Raw genomic sequence first — 21,730 nt, 5'->3', positions numbered from 1 at the left:
TTCAATTGGTTGAGAGCCTGCACCTGAGTAGATTCAGTGGGGATTATTTGAGAAGTGCTGAGGATTCAGTACTGACTGCTGAGCCAGCAGGAAAGGTAGAGAGGTTTGACTGGAACGGCTGTACGAGAGGGGAAAGGGTTACAATTTTGGGCGTGAGTGAGTCCGAGTCCGAATGGCAATGAACGCATCTGTCTCTGTTCCATCCCGTTTTGATGTGCGTCAGGCGGGGATTAATCCCAACCACTGGTATGTTGTCGCCCGTAGTCGTGAAGTGAGCGATCGACCCTTAGGTATTGTCCTCTGGCAGCAAGACATTGTGCTGTACCGGGATAGCCAGGGTCAGGTGCAGGCTCTGGAAGATCGCTGTCCCCACCGTTTTGTTAAGCTGAGTCGCGGTTGCGTGGTGGGAGATGATCTGGAGTGTGCCTATCACGGGTGGCGGCTGAATGGGAAGGGACAGTGTACGACCGTGCCCTACTTGGAAGCAAATCAGAAATTGCCACCGGGAGCGATTCGTCACTATCCAGTGCGCGAACAGGATGGTTTTATCTGGCTGTATCCCGGTGATGTGGCAGACCTGCAAGCCACCTCCTTGGAACCGATGGGCTTACCGGAATGGGAGCACCTGAATTACATTGCGACCGTATCTGTGATTGATGCCAAGGCGCACTTTTCTTACCTGATTGAAAACCTGATGGATATGTACCACGGGCACTTGCATCAGGACTATCAAGCCTGGACTTCCGCCGAATTACAGTCGATCGAGGAGAGCGATCGTCGGGTCGATGCCCACTACACGGCTCAAAGCTACTACCGGATCGACAAAATCTGGTCAATTTCCCAGCTTTTCTTTCCCCAACTGCGTCGCCTGCATCCCGAACCCCTGAATGTCAGCTATGTTTATCCCCATTGGGCTGCTCGCCTGGGTGAAGATTTCCGGATTTATTGCCTCTTCTGTCCCGTTAGCTTGACCCAGACCCGTGCTTACCTGATTCATTTCACTTCCCTCAATGCGTTTCATCGGTTGCATAAGCTGCCGATCGCCTTTCGCCGCTTCGTCAAAGATAGTCTGTTTGGATCTGCCCAGAAGTTGCTGGATGGATTGGTTAAGCAGGATATCCCGATGATTGAAGACGAGCAACAGGCGTATCTGGCAAATCCGGAGCGCCGTCCCCATGAATTAAATCGGGCGTTGGTGAGTGTGCAACGACTGATCCGCATTCAGGCAAGCTCATCAACCTGAAAGGGGCTGAAGGGAGAATGCTACGACTGGTTGCTGACCCAAAAACTGGCGCCAGTCAAAATCGCCTGTGTTCTTTAAGGTAAATCCAGCTATAGTTGAGTTAAGTTTCTTGCAGAAATATAGGCTTTTGTGTAGTAAGTATTGAAGCGAGAGATAGGGTGATCGCATTACAAGTCTGTCTCCAAGTAGTCTGTGAGGCTTGGGAACTAGACTGCTGGGCAGCGAGCGATCGGGGGTTAGAAGACGCAGCAGGAGAACCAGGGGTTGGCAGACGTTACTTTTTCTCGATTCAGAGTTGAACCTGAATTCATTTCAACATATTTCATCCTTGCCATAGAGCTAATCGTGGCAGTCTGTATCGGTGGCGTACTCCTGAGTTTGGGGGCCGGAGGGGGAGCCTGGATTCTGGGAGGGATTGCGGCTGGAGCACTGGTGTTTTACATCGGACGCGATCGTACCAGCCATGTCCTCAAGCCTAATCACAATGCTCGTAAAATCGGGCAAATGCTGGTCGGGCTGACGGTTGGCTTTTCAATTCAGCACAGTGATCTCACCCTGATTTCCACTCAACTGCCAGTTCTGCTCTTGCTCACTTTGTTCCTGTTAGGTAGTGGGATTGGAGTTGGCTATCTTTACTCACGGGTCGCTAAAACCGATGTGCTGACCGGACTGCTGGCGACAACTCCTGGCAATATTGGTGTGATGGCCAGCATTGCTGCCGACTATGGACGGAACCCTGCTCTGGTATCGATGGTGCAGTTAATGCGGTTTACCGCCATTACCTTTATCATTCCCCTGATCAGCCATGTCTCTCAGCAAACCGATGCCGGATCTTTGTTGCACTCCTTAACCCAGAACGCCCTGACCCTGGAGCCTGTCTATCTGATCTGGTTGGGGTCGTTACTGGGAGTGGCCGCGATCGCCGTCAGGTTAGGAACTCGCTTCGGAATTCCGGTGGCAGGGCTGCTCTGCGCGATCGGAGTCGGTACCGTTTTCAATACGGGATTTAACCTGCTGCCCTGGTTTCCATCCGTAGATTTTAGTCTGCCCACGTTGCTGAACCTGATCGGTCAAATTCTGCTGGGATTGACGATCGGCGAGTATTGGGGAATCAGCCCGAAGTTGCGGAAAGGGACGATCGTCCATGCCCTGATTCCAGTACTGCTGACGTTCCTGACCGGGATCATGGCAGCCGGTTTAGCCATGTTATTCACCTCCTGGGATTGGCTGACCTGCCTGTTAGTAACGGCTCCCGGTGGCTCTCCAGAAATGATCTGGATTGCGCTGGGCTTAGACCGGAATGTGGAGATTGTTACTGCAGGCCATTTAGTTAGACTGATTGCAATTAATGTCTCACTGCCGATCCTGGTGCCATTGGCGGGTTCCCTGGATCACCACACAACTAATCCTCAAGATTCTAGGCAATCGTGTAACCAGCCGCAGTAATGGCCTCTTTGATGGCCGTTTCAGATTGCTGGCTTTCAATCTTGACTAACTTCGTTTTGGGGTCGGTTTGCACCTGGGCAGCGGGGTCAATTGCCAGAACAGCTTTGGTAATGGTTTCACCACAGGCGGAACAGGCCATATTGGGAACTGTGAGTTGTAGGATCATGGGCTGAATCCTTAGCGAGAAATCAGTGATTGAGTTAACTTTATCCTGAACTTTCCAGTTAGGGGGAGAATCCGGCGGCGAGGAAGATGAAAAATTTCATACTAATTTCATCTTTATCTGTCACTGTAACAAGTATCGATCTCGCATTTTTTGGCTTACCTGCCTGAAGTTCGCGATCGCTGTTCACCATCATGCTTTTTGGCTAGCAAAGTTGCTTGAGGTTTCGTTGGGGAATCTCAAGCATTTTTTTGTCCTGCAATGGGAAAGAGTGCCAATTTCCAAAAAGGTCTGGAAAGGTGGAGAATTTCATTCTCATTTCATCAGCGTTTGCCAGGATAAAACTATCAGCTACGCAGCTTGAATCTACTCGAATTCCCGACCTTTCAGGAGTAAACGTTGCCATGAAAAATCAGTACCGCTCATTAAAAGCCAGTTCCGCATGTGAATCTTTAATCACCCGACTGATTGCCCTGATTCCACCTGTACCTAAAGCCTGGTCACTCCGGAGACGACTTTATCAACTGATCCTGGCCCAGATGAGTAAAACATCCTTCATCCAGGAAGGAGTAGAGATTACAGGTGGTAGAGGCATTTTTTTGGGCAACAATACGGCCATTCTTCGAAATAGTTGCTTAATTGCAGAGTCTGCAAGCAGCAAAATTTATGTAGGCAATGCTGTCACCATCAATAAAGACGTAGAAATCGAAGCGAAGGATGGCGCGATTATTGAAATTGGCGACAGAACTTTTATCAATAAAAACGTCTGGATTATGGCCGGAGCGTCGGTCAAGATCGGCCAAGACTGCTTGATTGCTCCCTATGTAGGAATTGTTGCCACCAATCGGAGTTATGCAGATCCAGATATCCCCATTAACTGCCAGCCCCCACATCTAAGGGAATTACAATAGGAGACGATTGCTGGTTGGGGCATCGCGTTAGTGTACTGGATGGGGTCACCATTGGTCAGGGGTGTGTGATTGGAGCCGGAGCGGTAGTCACGAAGGATATTCCTCCTTACTCGATCGCGGTTGGAGTGCCTGCTAAAGTTGTCGGTAGCCGCAAACTTGGGGAAGTGAGAGACTTTAACTCCCCGGTTTGGCAAGCTGGCTAACAGCCCATCTTATAGTAAGTAGATGAACACACTTAAACCTTTTCAGTAAGTCCCCTTGCAGTAAATGTGTTGGCATTATCTCAATCCATTGTGTTATGCGCGTGTTACTGGTTGAGGATGAGTTGGATCTAGGAGCCGCGATCGAGCGGGTTCTCAGTCGGGAAAAGTACATCGTAGACTGGGTGCAGGATGGCACCAGTGCCTGGGATTATCTGGACAATCCGACCACTCAATATATTCTGGCGATCGTAGACTGGATGTTACCCGGCCTCTCAGGGATTGAACTCTGCCAACGCCTGCGAGCCAGGCGCAGTCCTTTACCTGTCTTAATCCTGACGGCCAGGGATAGTATTGAAGACCGGGTAGTTGGGTTAGATGCCGGGGCAGATGATTATCTGGTGAAACCCTTTGGCATGGCAGAGTTACTGGCACGGCTGCGGGCACTGCAACGGCGATCGACTCAAGTTCCGGCTTCCCAACTCCAGGTGAGTAATTTACTGCTGGACTACGGCAAATCAGAAGTGTTTGTTCAGGATGAGGCAGGTAACCCGCAGGCAATTCCCCTCACGGCCAAAGAATTTCAGCTTCTGGAATATTTCATGAAGCATCCCAACCAAATTCTCACCCGCGACCAGATCGAAAATCGGCTCTGGGATTTGCAAGCAGAACCGACCAGTAATGTTGTCGCCGCTCAAATTCGGTTGCTGCGGCGCAAGTTGGCAAAGTACAACTGTGAAGGGCTGATCGAAACCGTTTACGGTCTGGGGTACCGTCTCAACCTCACCTATGCACCAGAATAAGCTATTTAATCAGACACGCTTGCGTTTAGCCGCCGCGTATGGCGGCGTCATGGCGATTATTCTGGGTTTAAGTGGCATTGGATTTTACCGCATCATGGCCCATGCCAACTGGCAGGCGACTCAGCATGAGTTGGAGTATACGACTGGTAAGCTACATACAGCGTTAGAACCCGTTCTGAAGCAGCCCGATCAGGTAGAGGCCAGAATTGAAAAGCTGCTGCCGGGGTGCTGCCGGGTGGGCACTACCTGTCCCGTGAGTGCTCCTCCAAAGCAACGAAATTTATTGGCTCCGGTTCAGTCCTCCAGTTACTATTTGCGACTGACCGATCGAGCGGGGCGGGTACTGGTCATGATGGGAGATCAACCGGAAGGAAAGTTAACTCACGTCAGTCTACAACCCTGGCAGACGATCGCAGCCCCCGATGGCAATCGGTTTTTGCAACTGACCAGGGTTTTGAATACGCAAACGGGCAAACCCTGGGGATATGTGCAAGTTGGGCGATCGCTGCAAGACCTGGATGATCATCTCGCTACCATCCGATTGGTGCTGTTGCTGGGCCTTCCCCTGGCCTTAGTGGCGATTACGGGTGCCAGTTGGTGGTTATCAGGGTTAGCCATGCAACCGATCTACCGTTCCTACCGCCAGATCCAGCAATTTACGGCTGATGCAGCTCACGAATTGCGAACTCCCCTGGCGGCCATTCGGGCTACACTGGAAGCCACCTTACAGGAACCAGATCTCTCGCCCACCGAAACTCGCAATACGTTACAGGTGATCGAGCGTCAGAGTAACCGTCTGGCGCAACTGGTGCAGGATCTGCTGTTGCTCTCCCGAATGGATTTACAGGCTGCTGCGGGTAAGCACGAACCCTGCTGTTTGAACGACGTGATTGCTGACCTGACGGAAGAATTGACAGGATTAGCACTCAAAGCCAACGTCCTGCTGACCACAGAAATTCAGGTTGACCATCTCCTGTACGTGCTGGCCGATGAAGGCCAACTGTATCGGTTGATTGGCAATCTCATGACGAATGCTATTCAATACACTCTCTCCGGCGGGAAGGTGTGGGTGATCCTGAGTCAGGAGGATCAATCCGCCGTGATTCAGATTCAGGATACGGGCATCGGGATTGCTGCGGCTGAACAATGCCGAATTTTCGATCGCTTCTATCGAGTGAATAGCGATCGCTCCCGCCAATCGGGAGGATCGGGATTGGGGCTGGCCATTGCTCAGGCGATTGCCCGTTCCCACCAGGGAGAAATTAAAGTCCAGAGTGAACCGGATAAGGGAAGTCTATTTACTCTCCGTCTACCGTTGACCGACTCGCAACCCGTTGATGATTAGAACAAGGACAGGGCCAGGCTTCCGCCTCAGGTGTGGGGCTGTCCTTTCGGTTGAGGGGCACGACCAAAGGTATAAGTCAGCGATCGCAACCGCTCTGCCAGTTCGGGAGATAGATTGCCGCCCCAATAGCGCCATTCCCAGTTTCCTTCCGGTTTGCCAGGAAAATTCATTCGTGCCCAGGTGCCCAATCCCAACAGATCCTGGACCGGAATGATCGCCAGATTCGCCACTGAACTGAGGGCCAACCGAATCAGATCCCAGTGAATTCCGTCGGGACTGATGTGTCCGATATAGCGCAGAATTGCTTCCCGTTCCCAGTCTTCTCGGCTTTCAAACCAGCCCACCGTTGTATCGTTGTCGTGAGTTCCGGTATAGACCAGACAGTTGCGCGGAAAGTTGAACGGCAAAAAGGGATTGCCCGGATCAGACCCAAAGGCAAATTGCAAAATTTTCATGCCAGGGAACTCAAAATAATCCCGTAGTTCTTCCACTTCGGGGGTGATCACGCCCAAATCCTCAGCCAGAATTGGCAGCTTACCCAGTTTCTCCCGCAGCATTTCAAAGAATTCTTTCCCTGGGGCTTCCACCCATTCTCCTTTTTCTGCCGTCCATTCCTCCGGGGGGACTTCCGGGTCTGGTTCTACTGCCCAAAAGGACTCAAAGCCCCGGAAGTGATCAATGCGGATTAAATCCACGTAATCCAGCATTGCTTCAAACCGATGAATCCACCATCTGAAGTCCGTCTGCTGCAAATGCTCCCAGTTGTAAACCGGATTGCCCCACAACTGTCCTGTTGCACTGAAATAGTCCGGTGGTACCCCAGCCATGAGAGATGGTCGATAGGTTTCCTCATCCAGACAAAAGGCATCTGGATTCGCCCACACATCGGCACTGTCATGGGCTACGTAAATGGGAATATCGCCAATGATCTGAATGCCCCGCTCGTTAGCATACTGCTTCAGGGCTGACCACTGCTGAAAGAAGATGAATTGCAGGAACTTGTGAAAGACAATTTCCGTATTCAGCCGCCGTCCCCAATGATCCAGGGTGGATGGATCTCGTTTCACCAGGGCTGGATCCCACTCATACCAGGATGCTCCCTGATTCGCCTCCTTCAGAGCCATGTATAGGCAATAGTCATCCAACCAGTATGCTTTGCTCTCACAAAAGCCTGCAAACTTCGTTTTCTGGATATCCGAGGCTCTCACCTTAAAGTTTTCGCAGGCTTGTTGCAACAGCGGCATTTTGAAAGCAATCACTTTTTCGTAATCTACCCGATCGCCTGGAAATTCTGGTGCTCGTGCCAAATCCTCCTCTGCCAGGAATCCTTCATTCCGCAGCAACTCCAGACTGATCAGTAAAGGATTTCCGGCAACTGCGGAGTAACACATATAAGGTGAATTGCCAAACCCAGTTGGGCCTAAGGGTAATACCTGCCAATACTGCTGCCCACTCGCTGTCAGGAAATCGATAAACTGGTAGGCTTCTGGCCCCAGTTCGCCGATTCCAAATCGACCGGGAAAGGACGTGGGATGTAACAAAATTCCACTGGCTCTAAATAATGTCATGGTGAATTTGCTAGGAGAGGGATAGACAGCAACGGAACACTCAGTATAAAAGGTTGGCACAGCCCTTTCAAAACGCTTGTCTTCCCGTTTATCCTGACTGAAGCAGCCAGCATCGGGAAGCCCGCATAAGATAGACTTTGCTGAGGAATTTTAATGTCTCGACTCTACCACGCGAGCGAGGAGATTTATGGCTTACCGTAATCCGGCTCCCACGGTTGATATCATTATTGAACTGATCGATCGCCCCCATCGGCCCATTGTTCTGATTGAGCGCTTAAACCTACCGCTCGGATGGGCACTTCCGGGAGGATTTGTGGATTATGGAGAATCCGTAGAAACGGCAGCCCAACGAGAAGCCCAGGAAGAAACTGGTCTGACAGTAGAGTTGGTCGATCAATTTCATGTGTATTCTGATCCACAGCGCGATCCGCGTCAGCACACCTTAAGTGTGGTCTTTCTCGCCACAGCCACAGGCAACCCCCAGGCTGGAGATGATGCCAAACACCTGGATCTGTTTGAACCCTGGCGTATTCCTACCAACCTCTGCTTCGACCACGATCGCATCTTGCGCGACTATTTCAACTACCGCAACTATGGCCTGCGTCCCAAGTTATGAGTTGTAAGTTTTAAGTTAAACCAAGTCCAGCCAAAGAACGGTCGTTTTCCGATCAGAGAAACTCCGGTTCTGGACTTGGACAAGGTTTATGAGTTAATAGAAACAACTGAAAACCTACAACTTAGAACTCAAAACTTCCCACCATGGCTCGTGAAATTATTTGCACTGACCAGGCTCCGGCTCCTGTTGGGCCTTACAACCAGGCGATCGCGGCGACTGGCAAGATGGTCTTCGTTGCTGGGCAGATTCCGCTCAATCCGCAGACTGGGGAGATTGTGGGGACTGATGTAGCAACTCAGACCGAACAGGCGATCGCGAATCTGAAAGCAATTCTGGAAGCCGCGGGAGCCACTCTGAATGATGTCGTCAAAACCAGCGTCTTTCTCAAAGATATGAACGATTTTGGAGCGATGAACGGGGTCTATGCTCGCTATTTTGCGGAAGACACGGCTCCGGCTCGTGCCTGCGTTGAAGTTGCCCGCCTGCCCAAAGATGTGCTGGTTGAAATTGAGTGCATTGCTGTGGTGGCGGCATAAACGAGATCGACCATGTATGAGGACGGTTTTACAGCCAATCCCCAAACAAAACTGACACCGAAAGTGCCCCTGTTACTTTCCACCTCCGTGAAGATAAAATATTCTTCAGCCGCAGGAGGGTATTGATAAAGACTGAATAAGATATTGGCGGCCAACGGCACCCTGAGATGCAAAGTTTTCAAAACCGATCAAGAAGATGAGGATGTCATCTACTGCTGAACTCTCGAACTATCTATTTAGATCATGCGCGAAAGTGGCGATCATAACCTGGATACCTGTCTGAGAGTAGCTCCAACTTCGAATCTGTTCATGTGCTGTTGGGGCGTTTTCTGGCAGATTGGCATTCCCCTGACCCGCTGCCGGATCGATCTCTCTTAGAGGAGAATCCTCAATTCCAGTAGGGACAGGGCAGCCCCCCTGGAGAAAGTTATCCACTCCCAGGCTGAGCTAGAACAGTTAATGTTGCAACCCCGCCTTTTTCGTGAAGCCATTGCCATCGTCGAACCCTGGGAGCATGTCGGCTATAATCCCCTGGGAGAACACGTCCGGGCTTCTGCTAATGTCGCCTTTATCGCCCAGAAAGTGGCTGACTGTGATTCTCTGCTGTTTCCCCTGTGGTCTTCCGGGGTTCTGAATCTGGAGCAACTCATCCCAATCATTGCTTCCGGCATTGCCGTTGTCGTAGAAGGTGGAGATCTCTCGGTGCGGGATGCAACCCCCTTTGCTGATGGCAAGGCCTCCCTGGAAGAGCTCCATCGGTTTACTGAACAACTGCTGCTGTCCCGCTCTCCTACCAGTGCTCCGGCGATTTTTATCTGCCTGGGGCATCAACTGGCGGCACAGGCTCACATCTGGTTGATTCAGCAGGCCGTTGACTAGGTACTGGGTATGGACACCCTGGAGCGCGATCAAAATGGCAAAGCCCTTTCTGCCCTAAAACGGTCTGTCGTCAGATTCAGCAGGTGGGCGAATCATTGCCCGTGGAGAAGAAAACTGGGCACCGCATCGCCGATACCTGGTACCATCCAGAGTTTGCTGTAGGTCCAAATGAGCATAAGGAAGTGGGGCATCGGCAGTTGCTCCATTATCAGTCTCCCGATTATCTAACCTCCGCCATCCCCCAGGCACTGATTACTGCCCATGAGGTCACCGCCGATGAGTTTGAAGGGGTCATTGACACCGCCATTGAGTACGAACATGAACTGAATATTGCCATGTTCCACTCTGACGAGGTCAACGAAGAAGCAATGTTGCTGGCGAACTGGGCCTATCGACTGCTGCACGACACCGTGATTCCCCATCGGGCAGTGCTGGCTGGCAGTTCTCTCTCCTAGTTGATGCAGTTGCCCTATGCGATCAAGATTCTCTGTTCTACCGCTCTGGATAATGGTGAAGTTGTGACGGAATGTTCTGCCACCTGCATCATTTACAAAGACTTTGAAACCAAACAGATTCGTCGTTCCTTTACCTGTCAGTTTTATCCCGAATTGCTGGCAGACTTGCGAGTTGTTGGTCAACGCCAGTCGCCTTCCTACCAGCAGCTTAAGCAAGACGATGGAGCACGACTGTTTGCTCGTCTACTCTACGCTGGTATGCAAGCGTAGGTTTTGGTTGTGCCCCCTGGCTCACAGCCTGCACTGGTTAGAATTTACTCTGGTACGGTTTCTAACTGGGGCTGACCATTGTGTGTAAGCTGATGATGATCAAAGGCTGCTTTGAGCTTGCTCCGTAACAGCCGTCGGACATGGAGGTGCTTACCAGGTTTTACCCGTGCATGGTACGAATCACCAGATTGTCAGCCTCAAAGCTTTCCAGCCCTTCAATTGGAGTCGCTTCTAGAACCTCTGAACATTGACTCTGAAGGTGCTCACCAACTTTATTGATCAATTGATAAACCTGCTTCAGATCTCCTTCTGAAGGAACCGGAACGTCAACTTTGGCATAAGAGTAGTGTTTCGAGTAGTTGACGATCGAACCAATCTCGCCGTTGTGGATAATCTGCAATTGGCCATCGGAATGACGAATGTGAGTCGTTCGCAGTTCGATCGCCTCGACTGTTCCTTCGATAACTCGTTCTTCTTCTTTCCCAGCCTTAATGTAATCACCAACCAGATAGTAGTTCTCAAACAGAATAAAGAATCCACAAACAATGTCGTTGATCAGGTTTTGTGCCCTAAAACCGACTGCCAACCCCACAATGCCAGCCCCCGCCAAAATCGGAGTCGGATTAATGCCAACCAGATGCAGTACCAGAACCGCGCCCGCAAAATAGGTCACGCATTTTAAGATGCTTTTGAAGAGGGGAATAATCGTGAAGCGACGCTGCCGCTGTAAATCGGTCAGATGATCCGTTTTGAGAACTAAGAGAGTATTGATCATGGCCGACAGCAGTTTGATCATTAACCGCCCTAGAGAAACTGCCAGATACGCTTTGAGAGCAACGCTGAGATATAACGCTGAGATATTTAATGAGAATATCAGGTACGTGTAGAAAATCGCCGCCAAGAATCAACGTCAGCAACCAGATGCCATTGGCTGAAACCTTCTTGAGGGTGCTGAAAAATACTTGAACGCTTTCGTCATTTGCGGTGATTTGATCTGAATTTTGGGCCAGTACGTAGGCTCGATCCAACGCTTTCAGCAGATAGGGAAGGCTGAGTTTGACCAGTAGTAACAGGCTAATGGCCTGGAAAGAGGCGATCGCCAACGCCATCCAAAACTGGCGGGGAATGCAGCACACTGGCATTCTGCCGGACGTTGGTCATCTTAGAGGCGTGATGCTGAAACCAGGTTGCTGCCAGAACCTTGGTGCTGAATGGAAGCATAGAGTGACCAGCAGGTTTGATGGCACACTCTTGCCACTCCCCATTGGCAGGCCAAACTACAGACCGTATCCCATGTGCTGGTATTGCTAAGGGCATGGGTACACAGAACATTTTTACTGTGGCAACATTCGGTGCTGTGCGATACTCTTTTGGTGGTGTTTGCATAGACTGGAAGGAAAGTACGTATGTCCTACGAAGTTGCTCAACAGATTCTCGATCAACTCGCGATCGCAACGGAACTCTTCACGGTCGGTTATCTTGGCATTAATTTTACGATTTATGCCTGGAAGCGCAGTGCTTTCCCTAACACTGAAAAACTCGCCAGTCCCTTGTCGCTGCCCCAACCTGCGGAGCCAGAACCGCTGGCTATTCCTCAACCTGCGGTCAAAAAGCGAGAAGCGATCGCCATCCCTCTACCAGAAGTCGAACCTTTAGCCATTGCCCACCCTGAGACTGAATAGGCATTTCGGTACGAGTCTCAGCCTGATCGCGGCGACGGCCTATAATCCAGGCGATCGTTCCCAATTCCCTTAGCCCGCGTTGTAGCGGCTCCACTTTAGTCAATTGATGAAATTTGGTCACATCCTTGTCCCACAAAGCTTCCCCATATTTTGTGGCAAAGGCTTTGCGACTATTGACCCCCTTAATTCTGTAGACCTTGAGATTCAGGTGATAGAGTTCCCTGGCATGGGCCACCAGTTCGATCGTCTGGGGAAAGTGATGCAGTGTGTCGAGACACAGAACAGGCACTGGATGTTCAGGCTTTAGCTGTCGGTAAAGTAAGTCCGTAATCAGCATATCATCCACACTAAAGGCGCTGGCCTGCACCAGTCCTTCAGGAACGTTGGCAACACACCAGGCCAGAATATCTCTGGGATGAAGCTTTTCAAATTTCTGATGGAGCCTTTTCAGGTCAAGAGACGCTGGCTGGAGCAAAGGACGGGCGAATTGGGTCATGGTTAATGTGCGGTTGTGGCTCTCGTCAGTAACTTTAAATTACCCAGGGGCGCTCTCCCATCGCTATGTGACTCAGGTGGGAAATTTGACAGATCGGAGGGAAGAGAGCGGGTAGGCGAGGGAGGCGTGCATGGGTGGATGAGGCGGTAGTAGCGGGTGCAGAGTGGACACCAGGCCATTAAGCCTTTAGAATTCAAGACTTAAAACTTAAAACTTTTAAACCAAGCCTAGCTAGAGAATGGTCGTTTTCCTATAAGAGAAACTCCGGTTCTGGACTTGGAAAAGACTTGGACAAGATTTAACTCCCAACTCTTAATTCTCAACTTTTAACTCCTACCCCCTACTCCCTATGCGGTTAATTCTCTATAGCAAACCAGGTTGCCACCTCTGTGAAGGCTTGCAGGAAAAGTTGGAGCAAATTCAAACCTTAAAGTTTGACCTGGAAATTCGCGACATTAGTACCCGTGAGGATTGGTTTCAGCAGTACCAGTATGAAATCCCCGTATTATTTCTGGAAAGAGACCATAAAGCCCAGGACACGGGCCAGGAAAGCCGTCATTCCTCCTCCCCTCCGTCCCTAATCCCCCTTCCCCGCCCTTCCCCTCGATTGTCCGTCCACCAGTTGGAGCGTCTGCTACAGAAATATTTACCCCCTGAACCCCAAAAATAGAAGTGCAGTTGTGAGGAGATACTGACATGAAGTTACGTGAATTATTGGCTCAGGTTTCGACTCTGACTCCTCCGGCAGAGCATCCGGCTTTGGAACTGGAGGTGAAACGATTATCGACCAATTCTCTGGCCTGTCAGCCAGGGGATGTGTTTATTGGGATGCCGGGAACCCGGGTAGATGGAGGAGAATTTTGGTCAGGAGCGATCGCCTCTGGGGCGATCGCGGCGGTCATTTCTCAGCAGGCGGCCAGTAAAGCATTCAATCATCCACCTGCAGCCTCCACCCCAGCTTGCCTCCTGGTCGCAGAGGATATGATCCAGACCTGTGCCCAGTTAGCCACTGCCTTCTATGGCCATCCTGCCCAACAACTGAAACTGGTGGGTGTGACAGGCACCAATGGCAAGACGACCACAACCCATTTAATTGAATTTTTGTTGAATCGGGTACAGCAGCCCACAGCCTTACTGGGAACGCTGTACACTCGCTGGCCGGGATTTCAGCAAACAGCAGTACACACCACTCCTTTTGCGGTGGAACTGCAACGGCAACTGGCAGAGGCGATCGCAGCAGGCTGTGAATACGGGGTAATGGAAGTCAGTTCCCATGCGTTAGCTCAGGGACGGGTATTGGGATGTACCTTTGAAGTAGGTGTATTTACTAACCTGACCCAGGATCATCTGGATTTCCATCGCGATATGGATGACTACTTCGCAGCCAAAGCGCTGCTATTCAGTCCCAACTATTTAACCGGAGGGGCGATCGTTAATCAGGATGATCCTTATGGTCAGCGGTTGATTACCCAATTATCCGGCGATCGCTTGTGGACGTATAGCACTCAGGATGCCAGTGCTGATTTGTGGACAGGGGATTTAACCTATGGGCCAGCCAGCGTTAGCGGCACACTACATACGCCTCACGGGGAAGCGCCTTTTGTGTCTCCACTGGTGGGGCAATTCAACCTCGCCAATCTGCTGGCTGCTGTCGGTACTGCCTTGCATCTGGGGATTGCACTGGAGAAGATCGTTGCGGCTTTGCCGGAATTTGCTGGAGTGCCAGGACGCATGGAACAGGTTTCGATTTCGCCGCAGCAGGACATTAGCGTGATTGTGGATTACGCCCACACACCCGATAGCCTGGAAAACCTGCTGCGAGCCGCACGTCCCTTTATTCCGGGAAAAATGGTTTGTGTTTTCGGCTGTGGCGGCGATCGCGATCGCACCAAACGTCCGCAAATGGGACGAATTGTGGCTGATCTGGCAGATGTCGCCTATGTCACATCAGATAATCCCCGAACGGAGAATCCCCAGCAGATTTTGGATGATATCCTGGCCGGCATTCCAGAGTCAGCTCATCCCATCGTCATTTGCGATCGAGCAGAAGCCATCCGGGAAGCGATTCTCACGGCTCAGCCCGGTGATGGAGTATTAATTGCCGGAAAAGGGCACGAAGACTATCAGATTCTGGGAACAGAGAAGATTCACTTTGACGATCGGGAGCAGGCGCGAGAGGCGTTGGCAAAGAGGGGGATGGGGCGATGAGCGGAGAGGTAGACGATGGGAGTCGCAGCCACAATTCATCATTCATCCTTGGAACTCTTGCCTGTTAGACTCCATCATCATCAGTAGGATGGGCGGAGCTTGGCGTGCCCATTCAAATCAGCCAGAATAACAGGATGGAACGTTTTCCTTGGCCCATCCGACGTTTTTTCAAATTCGCCAGAAGTCTATTTATAACTCATAATTCTCCGCTGGAAGTTTTTGCTAAGATCGCCCTAATACCTGAGGGTTGCTTTCGAGTGTCAAGAATCTGTTTTTCTCCACTGCTATGACTTCTACTTCCACGTCCGATGTATCGTTATATGAACTTGCCCTGCATCAGGAACTGCCTCCCAGCACGGTACAGATCAGCCCAACAACACTCAAATCTATGAGTGATTCGCTGCTTCAGGTGTTGATCGACCAGAAAATTTCTGCCATTGTTTGGGCCAAGCTACCCCGGGGAGAGGTCTGGAAAGAAGAACTGGAGCGCTATGCCAAGCTGGAGGGAATTCCCAAAGCCATTTACAGTTTTACAACCCATCGAGAAGAAATAGAGGACACGATCGCGGCTTATTCTCTGGCAGACCAAGCCCCATCAGAAAGCGAGGCGATCGTGACCGGGGAGACAGACCCACTGACCGAACAACTGAGGAACGGTCAAACTCAGGTCTTCTCAGCCTTAACACCGATTTTTTTCGTACAGTTGCCACTCGATAGCAACCTGCGCCGGGAGTACTTTTTAATCGTTTGGTCCACCTCCTTTCAGGCAGGGTTATTTGCCCACCGACCCCGGACTGCCCAACCGGCCAAACTTTCAGAGATGACCCCAACTTCTCTGGATCTCCTATCGAGCTACGGCCAGATTTCCCAACTCCTGGAATCAACAGCCCAGGAGCGTAAACAGTTGTTAATGGCAATCTACTCCTTTGAGCCGGAGCTAATTCAGCGATCGCGACAGGGACTGGAACAATTGATGGCTGAACTGCAGCCCGTCGTTTTGCCCCAATCGACTACCTCGGCCTCCCCTGCTTCTCCAACAGCCACAGATTTAGTCCAGCAGTGGCAAAGACTGATGGCAGAAGGGGTATCTGGTTCTACCCAACTGGCCACCATTGGCAACTTGTTCGCTAAACATCTGCAACTCCAGGAAGAATTGTCTGTGCGAAGTTCCACCTATCGCAAACAGGCAGAACAGGCAGAATCCTTGCGCCTGCAGAATGACGAATTAATGCATACCATCCGGCTGAAGGATGAGTTTCTCAGCAATGTAGGCCAGGAACTGCGCACCCCTCTTACCACCATCAAAACAGCACTCTCACTCTTGGCTTCTCCCACCCTCAAGCCTCCCCAACGGCAGCGCTATATGGATCTGATTGCCAAGGAGTGCGATCGCCAGAGTTCTCTGATTACCAGCCTGCTGGATCTGGTGCATTTAGAGCGAGCCGTAGACCAGACTTCCCTCCCCCCTCTGCGCTTAAGCGATGTCGTACCCGGCGTGGTCAGCACCTACCAGCCTGTTGCCCAAGAAAAGGGAGTGCGGCTGGCCTATACCATTCCAGAAGGGCTTCCTCCCGTAGCCTGCATGACCAACTGGCTGAAACAGATTGTGATTAATCTTTTGCATAACGGCATTAAATTTACTCCCCGCGGTGGCCAGGTGTGGGTACGGGCCAAGCAGCAGGGCGATTATGTGCAACTGGAAATTCGGGATACGGGCATTGGGATTGCTCCCAGCGAAATTCCCAAAATCTTCGATCGCTTCTACAGGGTACGACAATCCACCGATGATTCCAGTGGTGCAGGCTTGGGACTGACGATCGTGCAGCAACTGCTGCTCCACTGCGGCGGTTCCATTTCTGTAAAAAGCAAATTAGGAGAAGGTTCTACCTTTAATGTGCTACTGCCGGTGTATCAGAATCCGTCGGAGCAGTCGATCGGGTAGCTAAACTAAGTCCGGTAAGAGAACGCTCGTTTTCCGATCAGAGAAACTCCGGTTCTGAACCTGGACAAGGTTTAATTCAGAATGCGCTAAAATTTAAGCTTTCTTTGATAAAGAAGTTACTTCGCGTTTTAATACCCTAAGTTCCACTGCTTGACAGGATTTGCAGAGTTTCAAATGAAGCAACCGTTCGATTTTTTCCTTGAGCGCCAAATTTCTCGTCGGGCGTTACTCAAGTTGGCTGGTGTGAGTACTTTTGGAGGGATGATTGGTTACTCCCGCTTTGCAAAACCTGAACCAACTGTTTTTCAAAAAGATTCCCTGAGTTTGCCAACTCGCTTATCCCATACCCGTAGTGTCGTTGTCATTGGTGGAGGATTAGCGGGTCTAGCATCTGCTTATGAACTCTGCCGTCGTGGGTTTCAGGTTACGCTGCTAGAACGATCGCCCCAACTCGGCGGTAAGATTGCCGGCTGGCCAATTCAGGTAAATGGCGAGACGTTGATGATGGAGCATGGGTTTCACGGCTTTTTCCCCCAGTACTACAACTTATGGAGTGTGGTACGAGAACTGGAGATTCAAGCGAATTTTAAGTCCCTCAATTTTTACTCCGTGGTGTACAAGGGCGATCGCTACAATCCCGAAATTTTTCGGCCCAGCCACTCTGCCTTTCCCTGGAACATTGTGGATCTGGCTGTATCCTCTAGTAATCGGCTCCGCTGGGGCTTGAATCTTACCAGTTATGGTCACTGGCAGGTGTTTCGGGAAATTACAGGCTTTAACCCACAAAGCAGCTATCAGCGCCTAGATGATCTTTCCGTCGCCGACTGGGTGAAACAGGACTTTCCTAGGGGATTATACGACCTGTACTTTCTGCCATTTGCCAAGTCCAGCCTGAATGCGCCGGATGTGCTCAGTGCTGGGGAATTGATGCAATTCTTCCATTTCTACTTCTTTGGTAATCCAGAAGGTCTGGCGTTTAATGGGACCTGTCAAGATATGAACCGCAGTCTGGTGCAACCGATCGCCCAATTCATTCTGCAAAACGGGGGCCGGATCGTTACCGAAGCGGCGGTTACTAATCTCGACTGGCAGCAGGGTAAAATCACCTCTCTGACCTATCAGAAAGGCCGCGTGGAAAACACCAGCCCCTTTTGGGTGACTGCCAATCCTGTGCTAGATGCCACGGTTCAAAGTCCACTCAAATTCTATGGAGCTGGCGATCGCGTGTATGCCGTTAACTCCAACAAGTCAGAAGCCCTCTCTATGACCTGCACGCATCAAGGGTGCACCGTTTATCCCAATGAAAAAGGCGAGTTTCACTGCCCCTGTCATGGTGCTGTTTACGATCGAGAAGGACGGGTATTGCAGGGGCCAGCAAAACGAAATTTGGATCGCTTCAAAGTCGTGAGTCGGCAGGATGAGCAAGTACAACTGGTTGCCAGCAACCCCAACCCGACTACCTCCAGTGGTGCAGAAACCTTACAGGCTGATTATTATGTGATTGCAACGGATGTTCCGGGCGTGCAACACCTCTTCTCGCAGATGACGGGCGAGGTCAATTCCCAGGTGCGGCAACAAGTTGAAAAATTAGCCCTGGCTGATCCCTTTGCCGTCTGTCGTTTCTGGTTCGATCGCGACTTTGAGTGGCAACAAAGCTGGTTTACCTCCCTGTCTGGCTACCGACTCACAGATAGCATCACCCTCTATCACCGGATTCAGGACGACTACATTGCCTGGGCTGAAAAAACCGGAGGCAGCGTCGTGGAGCTACATGCCTACTGCTATAAGGAAAAGGAATTTCCGACGCAGGAAGCCCTACTGAAAACCTTTGAACAGGAGTTGTACGAAATTGTGCCAGAGCTGCAGCAGGCAACCCTGCTCCATCGGGAGTTGGTGAACCAGAAGAACTTCTCCGGGTATCCCCCCGGCAGCTATCGCGATCGACCGGAAACCCAAACCCCTGTACCGAACCTCCTGTTTGCTGGAGACTGGGTGAAAATGCCTTTCCCCTGTGGATTAATGGAACGGGCAGTCAGCAGTGGTCTACTGGCCAGTAATACCATCCTGCACCAGGAAGGGTTACAACGGCGGGCCTTACTTACAGTCAAGCCCAAAGGAATGTTGTCGATTTTGACATGAAGCTTGAGAGGGCGTGGGATTTATTCCTTAAGATGCAGCAAAGGTAGTTAAGTATGGTTGCTTAATCAGGCTTTTCTGACTTGCAAGCTAGACAATAGTTGTATTGGCTCCAAGTGTTAATTCTGTGGGCTACTGTTAGCGTCAGCGTAACGTACCGCTTCTGCGAGTTAACCAATGAGTCAGTACCAATAGTTGTCAGGATTGAAAGCCTGCAAGGAGTATCCTCTTAGCAGAATTAGTGACAGCCATTCAAGCCGCTCGGAGCTTTGTGGCTACTTAAGGAGGCATCTATGGCGAAGCTTGCTTTGCTAATAGGAGTCAGTGAATATCAGGATGGATTAAGCCCCTTGCCCACTGCGGTCAGAGATGTAGAGGCCATGCAACGGGTATTGCACCAGCCTGAAACGGGTGGATTTGATCAGGTTAAATCACTCATTGATCCTGATCCACTGCTGATGCAACAGGAGATTGAAGCCTTATTTGCAGACCGCTCCAAAGATGATCTGGTGCTGCTTTTCTTTTCCGGCCACGGTATTAAAGACGATACAGGCAAACTTTACTTTGGCACTCGCATCACCCGTAAAACCCCCAAGGGGGAATTAATCCGTTCTACTGCCGTTCCAGCCAGTTTTGTTTGCGAGATTATGAGCAACAGTCGTTCTAAACGGCAGATTGTAATCCTGGACTGTTGCTTTAGTGGAGCCTTCGCAGAAGACATGACTGCCAAAGATGATGCCTCCGTGAGTATTCAGGCTCAACTGGGTGGAGAAGGACGGGCTGTACTGACTTCCTCGACCTCGACTCAATATTCCTTTGAACAAAAGGGAAGTAACCTTTCTATTTACACGGAATATTTAGTTAGAGGAATTGAAACCGGAGAAGCCGACCTGGATAATGATGGCGCAATCTCAGTGGATGAACTGCACGATTATACCCGACAACATGTGCAGGAAGCCGCTCCTACCATGAAGCCAGAAATTTATGCGGTGCGGGAAGGGTTCCGAATTCGATTAGCAAAAGCCAGAATTGCAGACCCTAAGTTGCGCTATCGAAAAGCTGTTGAACAGGCTGCCGTGGGGGCAAAATTTTTGCTGCCGATCGCCACCTGCTAAATCACTTACAGACAGAAATTGGACTGTCGATCGCCGAGGCATCCGCGATTGAATTAGAGATTTTACAAACTTACTGGGGCTATCAGGACAATCTGGAGCAGTATCGCCAAATTTTGGAGAAGGCGTTGCAATCTGAACAGCCCCTGAGTTTACAAACCCAGAGGAAACTTGAACAATTTCAAACCCGGTGGAACCTTAAACCAGAAGACGTGGAACAAGTAGAAGCCCAATTACTCAAACAATTTCACGGTAGTCAGGCTGCTATCAGTTTTACCAGTTCTGAGAGCGCTGAACGTTTGCACAATTGGGTTGCTCCAACTGTTGATTCCTCTAGTTCCCCAATGCAAACGGTTCCCCCATCCGCTAAAGTTCCAGTTCCTGATGTGGTCGAAGTTCCTTCGGTTGTTCACCCACCCAAAGAGCATACGACTCGTTTTGGCTGGGTTCTTGCGATCGTTCTAGTAATTGCGGCAGGAGCCGGATACGGAGGATTTCAGTTGATTTCTAAGTTATCTGAACCGTATTCCGTACCTGCCACTCCATCCTCTCAATTCCAGAAACGCCTGCCGCAGGAACTTGCGTGACCAATAATTTTTCTGGCAGTTTAAATATCCGCTCTGGTCCTAGTCGTCAATCAGCGATCATCAGTTCCCTTAATCCTAAGCAACAAGCCACGGCAACCGGAGAAGAAATTAACGGCTGGATTAAGATTTCTGCGCCTGTAAAAGGCTGGATCTTCAAAAGTTACACGCGATCGTGTTCAACTGTCGAGATACCGCCTCCAACTCCAGCCCCTTTACCTTCACCCGCAGATTCCCCATCCTCTCCCCCAAGTCCATCTCCCCCTACCTCCCCTTCAGCAGTCAGACCTGATCCTGAACAGTTTGTTCGAGATTACTTTGCAAACATCAATAACAGAGATTTTCCGCAGGGATGGGCCATGCTCTCAACCGATTTCCAACAAGAAGAATCCGGCGGCTATCGTGATTATGCTGAATGGTGGTCAACGGTCGAGCGAGTGGATGTCCTGGAAACCAACCTCGCTGAGCAAACGCCTGACCTCGCTAAAGTGAATATTCGGGTGAGGTACTTTCTAAAGTCAGCAGCCTGCAAGCTAGATGTTAGACAGTGGACACTGAAGTGGGATGCTGCTCAGAATAGGTGGCTGCTGTACCATCGTGAATGGTTGGTCGAGCAAAAGGAATTGCTGGATTGCACTTAAGAAAAGGGCCATCTGGGGCTGACGCAGTGCCTCGTCCATGCTACTCTCAACGGTAGTTCTTTAGTTCCGATCGCGCATAGGCAGACAAAATGGGTAGCCAGTCCACCGCCAAAACTATTTTTCTGCTCGCCTCAATGGTGGGCTGGTTGGTTGTAGGTGCTGCATTGATGTATCTGTTTCCCGTCCTGGCCGATCGCCTGGTGTCCTCTGACCTGACCCAATTATGGATGGAGAACCTGAGTCGGAGTGGGTACAATCCCATACTGGGCTGGGTGGGAGGAGGCAGTGCTCTGATTGTGACTGTAGTTGCGACCCTGATCTGGCACCAACGGTTTGAAGGCAAAATTTAGTCTTGTTACTTGGATTGAGTACCGTTTCAGCGAAACCCAACAGCTAGAGGCTTTGGCATGCTTTGAATGTTGGGTTTCATGCTTCAACCCAATCTACGCAAGAGACTACGATCTTACTGAGAGGGATGGGCCTAGTTGACTGAC

General features: G+C 50.6%; 26 protein-coding genes. 20 read left to right on the top strand and 6 right to left on the bottom strand.

Annotated elements, in window-relative coordinates; genetic code table 11:
- Positions 1-178 precede the first annotated feature (178 nt).
- Both ACUVQO_RS16340 and ACUVQO_RS16335 read left to right on the top strand, forming a co-directional pair.
- The gene (locus ACUVQO_RS16340; protein ID WP_445926913.1) at positions 179-1,243 is read left to right on the top strand and encodes an aromatic ring-hydroxylating dioxygenase subunit alpha; all 1,065 of its coding nucleotides are present in this window, start codon (positions 179-181) and stop codon (positions 1,241-1,243) included.
- A gap of 345 nt (positions 1,244-1,588) precedes the next feature.
- Entirely contained in the window at positions 1,589-2,689 is a 1,101-nt protein-coding gene (locus tag ACUVQO_RS16335; protein ID WP_445926912.1) for an AbrB family transcriptional regulator, read from the top strand.
- Here the strand turns inward: ACUVQO_RS16335 and ACUVQO_RS16330 are convergent.
- Positions 2,661-2,855 (bottom strand): heavy-metal-associated domain-containing protein, encoded by a 195-nt coding sequence (locus ACUVQO_RS16330; RefSeq protein WP_445926911.1) that lies wholly within the window; start codon positions 2,853-2,855, stop codon positions 2,661-2,663. The two genes, ACUVQO_RS16335 and ACUVQO_RS16330, sit on opposite strands and share 29 nt — an antisense overlap.
- A gap of 401 nt (positions 2,856-3,256) precedes the next feature.
- Between ACUVQO_RS16330 and ACUVQO_RS16325 the strand changes: the two genes are divergently transcribed.
- From ACUVQO_RS16325 to rppB, 4 genes are all read left to right on the top strand, one after another.
- Entirely contained in the window at positions 3,257-3,763 is a 507-nt protein-coding gene (locus tag ACUVQO_RS16325) for an acyltransferase (protein WP_445926910.1), read from the top strand.
- A 14-nt stretch (positions 3,764-3,777) separates the two neighbouring features.
- Positions 3,778-3,966 (top strand): hypothetical protein, encoded by a 189-nt coding sequence (locus ACUVQO_RS16320; protein WP_445926909.1) that lies wholly within the window; start codon positions 3,778-3,780, stop codon positions 3,964-3,966.
- Between the two features lie 95 nt (positions 3,967-4,061).
- Positions 4,062-4,766 (top strand): two-component system response regulator RppA, encoded by a 705-nt coding sequence (rppA, locus tag ACUVQO_RS16315; protein ID WP_445926908.1) that lies wholly within the window; start codon positions 4,062-4,064, stop codon positions 4,764-4,766.
- Positions 4,753-6,111 (top strand): two-component system sensor histidine kinase RppB, encoded by a 1,359-nt coding sequence (gene rppB, locus ACUVQO_RS16310; RefSeq protein ID WP_445926907.1) that lies wholly within the window; start codon positions 4,753-4,755, stop codon positions 6,109-6,111. The genes rppA and rppB overlap by 14 nt, the downstream gene beginning before the upstream one ends.
- A 26-nt stretch (positions 6,112-6,137) precedes the next feature.
- Here the strand turns inward: rppB and malQ are convergent, their stop codons facing one another.
- Positions 6,138-7,679, bottom strand: a complete 1,542-nt coding sequence (gene malQ / locus ACUVQO_RS16305) for a 4-alpha-glucanotransferase (RefSeq protein ID WP_445926906.1) — start codon at positions 7,677-7,679, stop codon at positions 6,138-6,140.
- Between the two features lie 187 nt (positions 7,680-7,866).
- On the opposite strand from malQ, the gene ACUVQO_RS16300 reads away from it, so the two are divergent.
- From ACUVQO_RS16300 to ACUVQO_RS16280, 5 genes are all read left to right on the top strand, one after another.
- Positions 7,867-8,295 (top strand): NUDIX domain-containing protein, encoded by a 429-nt coding sequence (locus ACUVQO_RS16300; RefSeq protein WP_445926905.1) that lies wholly within the window; start codon positions 7,867-7,869, stop codon positions 8,293-8,295.
- Positions 8,296-8,438: 143 nt separating this feature from the next.
- Positions 8,439-8,831: a RidA family protein gene (locus tag ACUVQO_RS16295; protein WP_445926904.1), complete on the top strand. Its 393-nt coding sequence runs from the start codon at positions 8,439-8,441 to the stop codon at positions 8,829-8,831.
- A 459-nt stretch (positions 8,832-9,290) separates the two neighbouring features.
- A complete protein-coding gene (locus ACUVQO_RS16290; RefSeq protein WP_445926903.1) occupies positions 9,291-9,710 on the top strand; it encodes a hypothetical protein in 420 nt (139 codons plus the stop codon).
- Positions 9,711-9,793: 83 nt separating this feature from the next.
- Entirely contained in the window at positions 9,794-10,165 is a 372-nt protein-coding gene (locus tag ACUVQO_RS16285) for a hypothetical protein (protein ID WP_445926902.1), read from the top strand.
- A gap of 3 nt (positions 10,166-10,168) precedes the next feature.
- Positions 10,169-10,435, top strand: a complete 267-nt coding sequence (locus ACUVQO_RS16280) for a hypothetical protein (protein WP_445926901.1) — start codon at positions 10,169-10,171, stop codon at positions 10,433-10,435.
- Positions 10,436-10,595: 160 nt separating this feature from the next.
- Here the strand turns inward: ACUVQO_RS16280 and ACUVQO_RS16275 are convergent, their stop codons facing one another.
- Genes ACUVQO_RS16275 through ACUVQO_RS16265 form a run of 3 tightly spaced genes read right to left on the bottom strand, consistent with a single transcriptional unit; the run spans position 10,596 to position 11,821 of the window.
- The gene (locus ACUVQO_RS16275) at positions 10,596-11,108 is read right to left on the bottom strand and encodes a mechanosensitive ion channel family protein (protein WP_445926900.1); all 513 of its coding nucleotides are present in this window, start codon (positions 11,106-11,108) and stop codon (positions 10,596-10,598) included.
- A complete protein-coding gene (locus ACUVQO_RS16270) occupies positions 11,059-11,538 on the bottom strand; it encodes a hypothetical protein (RefSeq protein WP_445926899.1) in 480 nt (159 codons plus the stop codon). The genes ACUVQO_RS16275 and ACUVQO_RS16270 overlap by 50 nt, the downstream gene beginning before the upstream one ends.
- Positions 11,510-11,821, bottom strand: a complete 312-nt coding sequence (locus ACUVQO_RS16265) for a hypothetical protein (protein ID WP_445926898.1) — start codon at positions 11,819-11,821, stop codon at positions 11,510-11,512. The genes ACUVQO_RS16270 and ACUVQO_RS16265 overlap by 29 nt, the downstream gene beginning before the upstream one ends.
- A gap of 20 nt (positions 11,822-11,841) precedes the next feature.
- On the opposite strand from ACUVQO_RS16265, the gene ACUVQO_RS16260 reads away from it, so the two are divergent.
- On the top strand, positions 11,842-12,117 hold the full coding sequence (locus tag ACUVQO_RS16260) for a hypothetical protein (protein ID WP_445926897.1): 276 nt from the start codon (positions 11,842-11,844) through the stop codon (positions 12,115-12,117).
- On the opposite strand, the gene ACUVQO_RS16255 is transcribed toward ACUVQO_RS16260, so the two are convergent.
- On the bottom strand, positions 12,041-12,613 hold the full coding sequence (locus tag ACUVQO_RS16255; RefSeq protein WP_445926896.1) for a phosphoadenosine phosphosulfate reductase domain-containing protein: 573 nt from the start codon (positions 12,611-12,613) through the stop codon (positions 12,041-12,043). The two genes, ACUVQO_RS16260 and ACUVQO_RS16255, sit on opposite strands and share 77 nt — an antisense overlap.
- A 349-nt stretch (positions 12,614-12,962) precedes the next feature.
- On the opposite strand from ACUVQO_RS16255, the gene ACUVQO_RS16250 reads away from it, so the two are divergent.
- The 8 genes from ACUVQO_RS16250 (at position 12,963) to ACUVQO_RS16215 (ending at position 21,586) form a co-directional block, all read left to right on the top strand.
- Complete coding sequence (locus ACUVQO_RS16250; protein WP_445926895.1) at positions 12,963-13,283, top strand: glutaredoxin family protein; 321 nt, start codon at positions 12,963-12,965, stop codon at positions 13,281-13,283.
- 26 nt (positions 13,284-13,309) lie between these two features.
- On the top strand, positions 13,310-14,821 hold the full coding sequence (locus ACUVQO_RS16245) for a UDP-N-acetylmuramoyl-L-alanyl-D-glutamate--2,6-diaminopimelate ligase (protein WP_445926894.1): 1,512 nt from the start codon (positions 13,310-13,312) through the stop codon (positions 14,819-14,821).
- A 286-nt stretch (positions 14,822-15,107) separates the two neighbouring features.
- A complete protein-coding gene (locus ACUVQO_RS16240; protein ID WP_445926893.1) occupies positions 15,108-16,763 on the top strand; it encodes an ATP-binding protein in 1,656 nt (551 codons plus the stop codon).
- A 174-nt stretch (positions 16,764-16,937) separates the two neighbouring features.
- Positions 16,938-18,902: an FAD-dependent oxidoreductase gene (locus ACUVQO_RS16235; RefSeq protein WP_445926892.1), complete on the top strand. Its 1,965-nt coding sequence runs from the start codon at positions 16,938-16,940 to the stop codon at positions 18,900-18,902.
- A gap of 290 nt (positions 18,903-19,192) precedes the next feature.
- Complete coding sequence (locus ACUVQO_RS16230) at positions 19,193-20,014, top strand: caspase family protein (protein ID WP_445926891.1); 822 nt, start codon at positions 19,193-19,195, stop codon at positions 20,012-20,014.
- Between the two features lie 125 nt (positions 20,015-20,139).
- Entirely contained in the window at positions 20,140-20,598 is a 459-nt protein-coding gene (locus ACUVQO_RS16225) for a hypothetical protein (protein ID WP_445926890.1), read from the top strand.
- Positions 20,595-21,236, top strand: coding sequence for an SH3 domain-containing protein (locus ACUVQO_RS16220; protein WP_445926889.1), 642 nt, complete (start codon positions 20,595-20,597; stop codon positions 21,234-21,236). Before ACUVQO_RS16225 ends, ACUVQO_RS16220 begins: the two co-directional genes overlap by 4 nt.
- Before the next feature lie 89 nt (positions 21,237-21,325).
- A complete protein-coding gene (locus tag ACUVQO_RS16215; protein ID WP_445926888.1) occupies positions 21,326-21,586 on the top strand; it encodes a hypothetical protein in 261 nt (86 codons plus the stop codon).
- Positions 21,587-21,730 lie beyond the last annotated feature (144 nt).

Source organism: Leptodesmis sp., assembly GCF_052746595.1.
Note: the sequence above shows the minus strand (reverse complement) of the source record. Positions and strands in the feature narration are given on the sequence as shown.

Excerpts from the sequence above, each read along its gene's own strand:
- malQ (WP_445926906.1), bottom strand. The coding sequence starts at position 7,679 with ATGACATTATTTAGAGCCAGTGGAATTTTGTTACATCCCACGTCCTTT.
- ACUVQO_RS16260 (WP_445926897.1), top strand. The coding sequence starts at position 11,842 with ATGTCCTACGAAGTTGCTCAACAGATTCTCGATCAACTCGCGATCGCA.
- rppA (WP_445926908.1), top strand. The coding sequence starts at position 4,062 with ATGCGCGTGTTACTGGTTGAGGATGAGTTGGATCTAGGAGCCGCGATC.
- ACUVQO_RS16290 (WP_445926903.1), top strand. The coding sequence starts at position 9,291 with ATGTTGCAACCCCGCCTTTTTCGTGAAGCCATTGCCATCGTCGAACCC.
- ACUVQO_RS16245 (WP_445926894.1), top strand. The coding sequence starts at position 13,310 with ATGAAGTTACGTGAATTATTGGCTCAGGTTTCGACTCTGACTCCTCCG.
- ACUVQO_RS16215 (WP_445926888.1), top strand. The coding sequence starts at position 21,326 with ATGGGTAGCCAGTCCACCGCCAAAACTATTTTTCTGCTCGCCTCAATG.
- ACUVQO_RS16240 (WP_445926893.1), top strand. The coding sequence starts at position 15,108 with ATGACTTCTACTTCCACGTCCGATGTATCGTTATATGAACTTGCCCTG.
- ACUVQO_RS16295 (WP_445926904.1), top strand. The coding sequence starts at position 8,439 with ATGGCTCGTGAAATTATTTGCACTGACCAGGCTCCGGCTCCTGTTGGG.
- ACUVQO_RS16300 (WP_445926905.1), top strand. The coding sequence starts at position 7,867 with ATGGCTTACCGTAATCCGGCTCCCACGGTTGATATCATTATTGAACTG.
- ACUVQO_RS16280 (WP_445926901.1), top strand. The coding sequence starts at position 10,169 with ATGCAGTTGCCCTATGCGATCAAGATTCTCTGTTCTACCGCTCTGGAT.
- ACUVQO_RS16255 (WP_445926896.1), bottom strand. The coding sequence starts at position 12,613 with ATGACCCAATTCGCCCGTCCTTTGCTCCAGCCAGCGTCTCTTGACCTG.
- ACUVQO_RS16330 (WP_445926911.1), bottom strand. The coding sequence starts at position 2,855 with ATGATCCTACAACTCACAGTTCCCAATATGGCCTGTTCCGCCTGTGGT.
- ACUVQO_RS16265 (WP_445926898.1), bottom strand. The coding sequence starts at position 11,821 with ATGCAAACACCACCAAAAGAGTATCGCACAGCACCGAATGTTGCCACA.
- ACUVQO_RS16250 (WP_445926895.1), top strand. The coding sequence starts at position 12,963 with ATGCGGTTAATTCTCTATAGCAAACCAGGTTGCCACCTCTGTGAAGGC.
- ACUVQO_RS16230 (WP_445926891.1), top strand. The coding sequence starts at position 19,193 with ATGGCGAAGCTTGCTTTGCTAATAGGAGTCAGTGAATATCAGGATGGA.
- ACUVQO_RS16325 (WP_445926910.1), top strand. The coding sequence starts at position 3,257 with ATGAAAAATCAGTACCGCTCATTAAAAGCCAGTTCCGCATGTGAATCT.
- ACUVQO_RS16235 (WP_445926892.1), top strand. The coding sequence starts at position 16,938 with ATGAAGCAACCGTTCGATTTTTTCCTTGAGCGCCAAATTTCTCGTCGG.
- ACUVQO_RS16340 (WP_445926913.1), top strand. The coding sequence starts at position 179 with ATGAACGCATCTGTCTCTGTTCCATCCCGTTTTGATGTGCGTCAGGCG.
- rppB (WP_445926907.1), top strand. The coding sequence starts at position 4,753 with ATGCACCAGAATAAGCTATTTAATCAGACACGCTTGCGTTTAGCCGCC.